The sequence below is a fragment of the Aurantimonas sp. A3-2-R12 genome (assembly GCF_036016755.1).
In the GTDB taxonomy this organism is placed as follows: domain Bacteria; phylum Pseudomonadota; class Alphaproteobacteria; order Rhizobiales; family Rhizobiaceae; genus Aurantimonas; species Aurantimonas coralicida_A.
In genome coordinates this window covers 92,748-100,744 of the sequence record NZ_JAYXIH010000012.1, presented here as the reverse complement: position 1 = coordinate 100,744, position 7,997 = coordinate 92,748, and the positions used below count along the sequence as shown (strand labels likewise).

7 protein-coding genes and 1 other RNA gene are annotated in these 7,997 nt (G+C 66.1%); 4 read left to right on the top strand and 4 right to left on the bottom strand.

The window, feature by feature from the left end; translation table 11 throughout:
• Positions 1-565: 565 nt before the first annotated feature.
• On the bottom strand, positions 566-1,828 hold the full coding sequence (locus VSX60_RS08630) for a c-type cytochrome (protein ID WP_327623744.1): 1,263 nt from the start codon (positions 1,826-1,828) through the stop codon (positions 566-568).
• Between the two features lie 185 nt (positions 1,829-2,013).
• On the opposite strand from VSX60_RS08630, the gene VSX60_RS08625 reads away from it, so the two are divergent.
• Entirely contained in the window at positions 2,014-2,748 is a 735-nt protein-coding gene (locus tag VSX60_RS08625; RefSeq protein ID WP_327623743.1) for a 3-deoxy-manno-octulosonate cytidylyltransferase, read from the top strand.
• A 56-nt stretch (positions 2,749-2,804) separates the two neighbouring features.
• Entirely contained in the window at positions 2,805-3,629 is an 825-nt protein-coding gene (locus VSX60_RS08620) for a prephenate dehydratase (RefSeq protein ID WP_442873072.1), read from the top strand.
• A gap of 25 nt (positions 3,630-3,654) precedes the next feature.
• Here VSX60_RS08620 and nudC read toward each other — a convergent pair whose 3' ends face one another.
• Complete coding sequence (nudC, locus tag VSX60_RS08615) at positions 3,655-4,602, bottom strand: NAD(+) diphosphatase (RefSeq protein WP_327623741.1); 948 nt, start codon at positions 4,600-4,602, stop codon at positions 3,655-3,657.
• A complete protein-coding gene (locus tag VSX60_RS08610) occupies positions 4,599-5,012 on the bottom strand; it encodes an HIT family protein (protein WP_327623740.1) in 414 nt (137 codons plus the stop codon). The genes nudC and VSX60_RS08610 overlap by 4 nt, the downstream gene beginning before the upstream one ends.
• A gap of 70 nt (positions 5,013-5,082) precedes the next feature.
• Between VSX60_RS08610 and ffs the strand changes: the two genes are divergently transcribed.
• An RNA gene (ffs, locus tag VSX60_RS08605) (signal recognition particle sRNA small type) lies at positions 5,083-5,180 on the top strand.
• 62 nt (positions 5,181-5,242) lie between these two features.
• Here the strand turns inward: ffs and VSX60_RS08600 are convergent.
• Entirely contained in the window at positions 5,243-5,845 is a 603-nt protein-coding gene (locus tag VSX60_RS08600) for a methyltransferase family protein (RefSeq protein ID WP_327623739.1), read from the bottom strand.
• A gap of 256 nt (positions 5,846-6,101) precedes the next feature.
• Between VSX60_RS08600 and VSX60_RS08595 the strand changes: the two genes are divergently transcribed.
• A complete protein-coding gene (locus VSX60_RS08595; RefSeq protein ID WP_327623738.1) occupies positions 6,102-7,997 on the top strand; it encodes a DNA polymerase III subunit gamma/tau in 1,896 nt (631 codons plus the stop codon).

Sequence of the window (7,997 nt, the reverse complement as noted above, 5' to 3'; positions counted from 1 at the left end):
CCCACTGCTGCGCAGCTTGGAACAAGCTCGTCGATCAGCCCTGGAAAATCACGTCCATCGGAATGCGAGAGTGGGCGCATGGGTCTTGATCAGCGCCCGTTGGTATGAGTACCTCCCTCGCAATTGGGAAGAAGTAAAACGGGACGCACGGGCGGGTAATGCACGAGCTCGCACCGCGCGAAAGCTACTGATGGACGGCCGGTTCGATCGTTGAGCGATAAAACGTGGCACGTGCTCTTACGTAAACCTCAGCGTTCAGCGCTGAGAACGGCTCCGGTTTTGTCGCAGGGTCCGGCGTTCTGATGTCTTCTGGACAGCGATATTCGGCGTTTCGCGGAAGGGTTGCATCGGGGTTTTTGGCCCAGCAATACCCGCCCTGAATGTGGGCGCACCTCGTTTGCGAGAGACAGAAAAACAACCCAATGGGGTCGAATCCACTGTCATGGAATGACGCCGTCTTGCGACCGATCGGGGGCGTCGGCGGACAGCGCCCCCATCAAAAAGGCCCCGGTTCGCACCGGGGCCTTTCCTGGATTCGTCTGTCATCACGGCTGGAGCGCGGCGGTCAGTTTCCGGTCTGGGCGCCGTTCTCGTCGAAGCTCGCCAGATAGGCGATGATATCGGCGACATCCTCCGGCTTCTTGATGCCGGCGAAGGACATTTTCGTGCCCGGCACGGTGCCCTTCGGGTCGGTTAGCCAGGCGGTCAGTTCCTCGACCGTCCAGGTGGGATGCTCGGCCGCATATTCGGTCAGAGCCGGGGAGAATTTGTATCCCTCGACGGCGGCGATCTTTTCGCCAACGATGCCGTTCAGTTCGGGACCGATCTTGTTCTTCGCGCCTTCGCCGACCGCATGGCAGGCCGCACATTTGCGGAACGCTTTTTCGCCGGCCTCGGGATCACCGGACACCGAAGCCGTTTGCGCTGGCGCGGCGGCTGCCGGGGCGGCTGGTGCCGCGGCTTCCGGCGGGGCCGGTTGTTCCGCTGCGGGAGCCGATTCGGCCGCCGGCTGTGCGGCGGTTTCGGCAGGCGCGGCTTCGGCTGGCTTTTCCGCCGCCGGCGCCTGAGCCTCGCTCTCGGCCGCCTGGGTCGGCGCGGCCTCGGCACCAGGTTCGGCCTGCGCCGCGTTCGTGTCGGTCACCGCCGGCGCCTGGGCCTGGGCGTCGGCGGTCGCGGCCTCTGGTTGGGTCGTCGTCGCGGGATCGGCCGCGGCGGTTTCAGCCGGGGCGGCACCCTCGGCTGCTGCCTCTGCCGGCGCGGCGGCCTCGGCCGGCGCCTCCGGCAGCGGCGCCGGACTGTCGGCAAGCGTGCGCAGATAGGCGATCAGCTCGGCGCGGGCCTCGGGATCCCTGAGGCCGGCGAAACCCATCGCGGTGCCGGACACATAACCTTTCGGGTTCTTCAGGAAGCCATTGAGATGTTCGTAATCCCAGTTGACCGAACCACCCTGCGAGAACTCGGTCATCCCGGCCGAATAGGCGAAATCGGAAATCGAGGCGATCGGACGGTTGACGACGTCCCAGAGATGCGGCCCAACCTTGTTGGCGCCGCCCTTTTCAGCCGTATGGCAGGCGGCGCATTTCTTGAATTGTCCGGCGCCCGCCTCGGCGTCCGCGGTCTGCAGAAGCGTGGCGATCGGCGTCTCCTCGGCCTTGGCCGCGCCGCCTTCGGCGCCGCCGGCGTCCGCTTCGGCCGCGACGATCTCGTAGCCGGGGGTCTCGGGGGCCTCGGAGTGGAAGAGCCCCTCGGCGAGGATACTCCCGCCAAACAGGACGAAGATCGTCGCGAGTACAGCACCGACGATCTTGTTGAACTCGAAGGAATTCATTGGTGGGACGGTCCCTCTGCAAAGACGGCGCGACGCCGCCACAATCCACTGGCGAAAAACGCGCGGAACCTAGGTCCTTTGCGGTTTGATGGCAACAGCTGTAAGAGGCGGTTTCGGTGCCTTTTTCGCCGTGCGGGTGCAATTTCAGCGTCCGCACGCCCATCTTTTCGGTTCATGCGGAGCCCATGACGATTCTCGTGCTCATCCCCGCGCGCCTCGGCTCCACCCGGCTGCCGAAAAAGGCGCTCGCCGATATCGCCGGTCGGCCGATGGTGGTGCGCGTCGCCGAGCGGGCCGAGGCGGCCGGCATCGGCCGGGTCGTCGTGGCGACCGATGCCGAGGAGATAAGGGCCGCCGTTATGGCCGCCGGGCACGAGGCGGTGATGACCTCGCCCGAGCACCCGTCGGGCTCCGACCGCATCTTCGAAGCGCTGACGCGACTCGATCCCGACGGCGTCGTCGAGACGGTGGTGAATGTGCAGGGCGATCTTCCGACCATCGAGCCGGAAGCGATTCGTCAGGTTCTCGCGCCGTTCGAGGACCCGCGCTGCGACGTTGCGACGTTGTGCGTGGCGATTCGCGACGAAGCGGAAAAGACCAATCCCAACGTGGTCAAGCTGGTCGGCTCGCCGATCGGGCCGACCCGGTTGAAAGCGCTGTATTTCACCCGCGCCACGGCGCCCTGGGGCGAGGGGCCGCTCTATCACCATGTCGGTCTCTACGCTTACCGGCGAGCCGGCCTAGAGCGTTTCGTCCGGCTTCCGCCTTCGACGCTGGAGATCCGCGAGCGGCTGGAGCAATTGCGGGCGCTCGAGGATGGCATGCGTATCGACGCGGAGATCGTCGATGCGGTGCCGCTGGGTGTCGACGGGCAGGACGATTTGAACCGGGCGCGGACAATGTATGGAGTTGGAGCGTGAGCGAAGCTGCGACGAAACGAATCGCGTTCCAGGGCGAACCGGGGGCGAATTCCGACATGGCCTGCCATGTCGTCCATCCGGAGATGACGCCGCTGCCCTGTCCATCCTTCGACGACGCGTTCGACGCCGTGCGCTCCGGCGAGGCGGCGCTGGCGATGATCCCGATCGAGAATACGCTGGCCGGACGGGTCGCGGACATTCATCATCTGATGCCCGATTCGGGCCTGCAGATCGTCGGCGAATATTTCATGCCGATCCATTTCCAGCTGATGACCCTGCCCGGCGTCGGGCGGGACGAAATCCGCGGCGTCCAGAGCCATATTCATGCGCTCGGCCAGTGTCGGAAATATATCCGCGGCAATGGCTGGAAGCCGGTGGTTTCCGGCGATACGGCGGGTGCAGCGCGGGAGGTCTCGGAAGCCGGCGACCGGACGATGGCGGCGCTGGCGCCGGAGCTGGCAGCCACCCGTTACGGGCTCGATATCCTCGAACGCAACGTCGAGGATTCGGCCAACAACATCACCCGCTTCGTCATCCTGTCGCAACCTGGCGCACAGGAAGCCGATCTCTGGGCCGCCCAGGGCGGGCGCACGGTGACGACTTTCGTGTTCGAGGTCCGCAATCTGCCGGCCTCGCTCTACAAGGCGCTCGGCGGTTTCGCGACCAACGGCGTCAACATGACCAAGCTGGAGAGCTACCAGATCGGCGGGCATTTCATCGCCACGCAGTTCTACGCCGACGTCGAAGGCCATCCGCAGGACGAGTCGCTTCGCCTGGCGTTCGAGGAGCTGTCGTTCTTCACCCACGACGTCAAGATCATGGGCGTCTACGAGGCCGCGCCGGAGCGACTCTACGGTAATGGAGCGCCATCGAGCCAATAGGTCCCCATAGGTTAGGCACGCGGCGTCAAAGGGCGTCGTCGGCAAAGGCCTTGATCAGGTGATGGGCGATGGCGAAGCGCTGCGGCACCGCGAGCGCGTCAAAATGCTCACCCGCCAGCATCGCCTGGACCTCGTCGCGCGCGAACCAGCGACAGGCTTCCAACTCGTCGGCGTCGAAATCGATGTCGCGGCTGGTCGCATGGGCGATGCAGCCGATCATCAGGCTGCCGGGAAACGGCCAGGGCTGCGACGCGAGATAGCGCACGGAGCCGACCGTCAGACCTGATTCCTCGAGGGTTTCGCGTCGGACGGCGGCTTCGACGGTTTCACCGGCTTCGACGAAACCAGCGAGGCAGGACCAGAAATTCTCCGGAAAATGCGGCTGGCGGCCGAGCACGCAACGCCCGTCGCCGTCGTGAACGAGCATGATCGTCACCGGGTCCGTGCGCGGGAAGACGACGTCGCCGCAGCTGGTGCAGCGACGCCGATAGCCGGCCGCCTCCACCGCAGTCGGTTTGCCGCAGCGAGCGCAGAACCGGTTCCTGGCGTGCCAGCCGAGGAGGTGCGCCGCCTGCCCAAGCTGCCCCTCGGTATCGGGATCGAGGAACGCCTGCATGGCGATCGAGCGAAGTCCGATCAGCGCGAGATCGTCGGCGGGGGCAGGCGCGCCGTCGATCGCGGCGGCGAGCGATGGCCGGCCTGCCGGGTCGAAGCCGAGCAGGACGCAATCGTCGAGGTTCGCGCGACATTCGATAGCGGCGGGTTTGGCAAAGCTCGGGTCCGGCGCGGCACCGTCGGTGCGGCAGAGCCACTGGCCGTCGTGGGTCAGGAAGATGCGGGCGTCTGGATGTTCCAATGCCGCGGCGAGACTGTCGCCATTGCGCCGTTCGCCGTCGCGCCACAGGCGGTTTCCGGCGAACCCGGTCAGCCCGCTCAGTTCCTGCGCGGGCGCTTGTTCGCTGTCGTCCTTCATGCAGGCAGAACCGCTTGCCGGATATCGGCCGCGAATCGGTCGGCCGCCGCCGCTTCGTAGGTCTCGGCCGTGCCGTATCCCCATACCGGCCCCGGCCAGTTCGGGTCGCCGTCACTCCGCGCCACGATGTGCAGGTGGAACATCGGAACGATATTGCCGAGCGCGCCGATGTTGATCTTGGCGGCGCCCGTGAGGTTCTTCAGCGCCTTGGAAACGAGTCCGGTCTCGAAGGTCAGCATGGTCTGGTCGAGGGGGGTGAGGTCGTGGAACTCGGTGACGCCGTCGCGCTGCGGCACCAGCAGCAGCCAAGGCCACCGGCGATCATTCATCAGGCGCAATTCGCAGAGCCCGAGTCGGCCGATCATCGTCGTGTCGCTGGCAAGACGAGGGTCGAGTTCGAAGGCTCGCATATTTTGAGATCCTTATCTTCGCTGGGCACCCGTCTTGCAATTAGGGCGCCGATCGCCGATATGGAGGCCGGGAGGTTGGTGGTGGACGAGCCACTCGCCAACCGGGTCAGGTCCGGAAGGAAGCAGCCCCAACGAGCCACGGCACGGGTCATCGTGCCAGCCTCCCACCTTCTTCTCGAAATCGCGATGCTTTGACGCGGTCGGTTGCCCGGTCGGGCGCAGGCGCGCGCCTATGGCAGCCGCAGGAGAATCGGTAGCCAGCCGCTCTGCTGCCCAATTTCGACCAGCTCGAAGACGGGCATGGCGACGAAGAAGACCAGGCCGTCGGTCAGTGTCCGGTAGATCAGCTTGGTGCGGACCTGCAGTTCTTCCTCGTCCCGAAACAGCGACGGCTTCGGCAGGAAGCGGGGCACGGTGGCCAGATACCGGCCGTAGGACGGGCCAAATTCGCCCTTCAGGAATGATTCCTCGCGCGCGATGACGACCTGGAAGGCGGCTGCGCAACCGATGAGAAACAGAATCGCGATGGTGACGCTGCCAGTCTGCGCGCCGACTCCCGCGGCCGCAATGCTCGAAAACACGTAGAGCGGGTTGCGGGAAACCGAATAAGGTCCGGTGGTGACGATTTCCGCCGATTTCCGGCCGCCGATATAGAGCGTGCACCAGATCCGCCCGACGACGCCAATAACGATGAAGCTGAGGCCGATCGCCTCGACCACGTCGTGAATTTCATCGTTTTCGCTTGCCCCGACGAACAGCAGAAGGATCAAGGCCCCGAGCAACAGCACGGCCAGGCTCAGCCGGCGCATCTTCTGATATTGCGCGAGTGCCATGGGTAAACTCTTTCTCGAATCATTGGTGACCAGGGGGCGGGAACGATATACGCCGGGCGCGCTCGCGGCGCACCCCGGGAATTCCCACTGATCGTTGGAACCGTCCGCTTCGGCATCGAATGGCTTGCGTCGGGGCGTCATACGTCGGAGAAACGGCCCACCAACCGCCGCATTCCGTCCAGGGTCGCGCCATGCCGTTTTTCGTCCGCCCACACTCTGCCGTCGCTGGCCTTTCGGCCGGCGGGAAGGAGGCGTGATGGCCGATGATACCCCGGCCGCAACGGCCTCGGAACAGGCGACGCCCTATCGCGTTCTGGCGCGCAAATACCGTCCCCGCTCCTTCGACGACCTGATCGGTCAGCAGCCGATGGTGCGCACCCTCACCAATGCCTTCGACACCGGCCGCATCGCCCAGGCGTGGATGCTCACCGGCGTGCGCGGCGTCGGCAAGACGACGACCGCCCGCATTCTGGCGCGCGCGCTGAATTACGAGACCGACGCCATCGACCAACCGACGATCCACATGCAAGGGCTCGGCGTTCACTGTCAGGCGATCATGGAGGGCCGGCATGTCGACGTGGTCGAGATGGACGCCGCCTCCCACACCGGCATCGACGATGTGCGCGAGATCATTGCCCAGGTGCGCTACCGCCCGGTCTCGGCGCGCTACAAGGTCTACATCATCGACGAAGTCCACATGCTGTCGAACCAGGCCTTCAACGGCCTGTTGAAGACGCTGGAGGAGCCGCCGGAACATGTGAAATTCGTCTTCGCGACCACCGAGATCCGCAAGGTTCCGATTACGGTCCTGTCGCGTTGCCAGCGCTTTGATCTGAGACGCGTCGATTCGGCGACGCTGATGGCGCATCTCCAGCGCATCGCCGAATCCGAAGCCGTGGCGGTCGACGACGACGCGCTGCGGCTGATCGCCCGCGCGGCCGAGGGCTCGGTGCGCGACGCGCTGTCGCTGACCGATCAGGCGATCGCCCATGGCGCCGGTGCGGTCACGGAGGATGCCGTGCGCGACATGCTGGGGCTGGCCGACCGGGTCCGTATCATCGACCTGTTCCAGATGTTGATGAAGGGCGATGGCCGCGCGGCGCTGTCGGAGCTGCGCGAGCAATATGTCGCCGGCGCTGATCCGGTGGTTATCCTCGCCGATCTCGCCGATTTCACCCATCTGGTGACGACGCTGCGCTACGTGCCGGAAGCCGCCGAGGATGCTGCGCTGTCGCCGATGGAGGCGGAAAGGGGGCTCGAATTTTCCAAGACGCTCTCGATCCGGACCCTCGGCCAGGTCTGGCAGATGCTCTTGAAGGCGCTGGACGAGGCGCGCAACGCCACATCGCCGCGCCAGGCGGCGGAAATGGCGCTGATCCGGATCGCCCATGCGGCGGATTTGCCGTCCCCGGACGACCTGGTCCGGTTGATCCGCGAGGGCCGCCTCGCGGGCCTGCCGCCGCCGGCCGGCGGCAAGAGCGGCGGCGACGGAGCGCAGGCACACGCGCAAGCCGCGCCGGCGGTGGGTGTGGCGCTGTCGTCGCCGGGTGCATCCGAACGCCAGACGGATCGAACGACGGCCTTTGCCGGCAATGGCGCCCCGCCCCGTCCGCGCCTGTCGCTCGCGCCATCTGGTCAGGCGTCGCGTCAGGCGGCGCCCGCCCCTGCACCGACGACGGCTCCGCCCGAGGTCGAGATCGGGTCGCTGGAAGCCCTCGTGGCGCTGGCCGAGGACAAACGCGATTCCTTGATGCAGGTGTCGATCCGCCGCTATCTGCGGCTGGTCAAGCTGGAGCCGGGCCGGATCGAAGTGGCGCTCACGCCGGAGGCGCCGCGCGCCCTCGTCACCGATCTTTCGCGCAAGCTGCATGAATGGACCGGGCGGCGCTGGGTCGTGACGATCTCCAGCGGCGAGGGGCAGCCGACGCTCGAGGAAACGGCGACCGCGCGGCGCGATACGCTGTTATCTGACGCGGCGGCCGATCCGGAGGTGGCGGCGGTGCTGGCGGCGTTTCCCGGCGCCAAGGTGCTGGATGTCCGGCTGCGCGGCGACGCTGCGGCGGTCGATCTCGCCGCGGACCTTTCCGCCGAGGTTTCCGATGACGACATATTGGACGATCCGTCCGAGCGTTCGGACGACGATGACGATTAG

What these genes read in the sequence shown, in the direction of transcription:
- VSX60_RS08630 (WP_327623744.1), bottom strand. Translation starts at nt 1,828, where the DNA reads ATGAATTCCTTCGAGTTCAACAAGATCGTCGGTGCTGTACTCGCGACG.
- VSX60_RS08625 (WP_327623743.1), top strand. Translation starts at nt 2,014, where the DNA reads ATGACGATTCTCGTGCTCATCCCCGCGCGCCTCGGCTCCACCCGGCTG.
- VSX60_RS08620 (WP_442873072.1), top strand. Translation starts at nt 2,805, where the DNA reads ATGGCCTGCCATGTCGTCCATCCGGAGATGACGCCGCTGCCCTGTCCA.
- nudC (WP_327623741.1), bottom strand. Translation starts at nt 4,602, where the DNA reads ATGAAGGACGACAGCGAACAAGCGCCCGCGCAGGAACTGAGCGGGCTG.
- VSX60_RS08610 (WP_327623740.1), bottom strand. Translation starts at nt 5,012, where the DNA reads ATGCGAGCCTTCGAACTCGACCCTCGTCTTGCCAGCGACACGACGATG.
- VSX60_RS08600 (WP_327623739.1), bottom strand. Translation starts at nt 5,845, where the DNA reads ATGGCACTCGCGCAATATCAGAAGATGCGCCGGCTGAGCCTGGCCGTG.
- VSX60_RS08595 (WP_327623738.1), top strand. Translation starts at nt 6,102, where the DNA reads ATGGCCGATGATACCCCGGCCGCAACGGCCTCGGAACAGGCGACGCCC.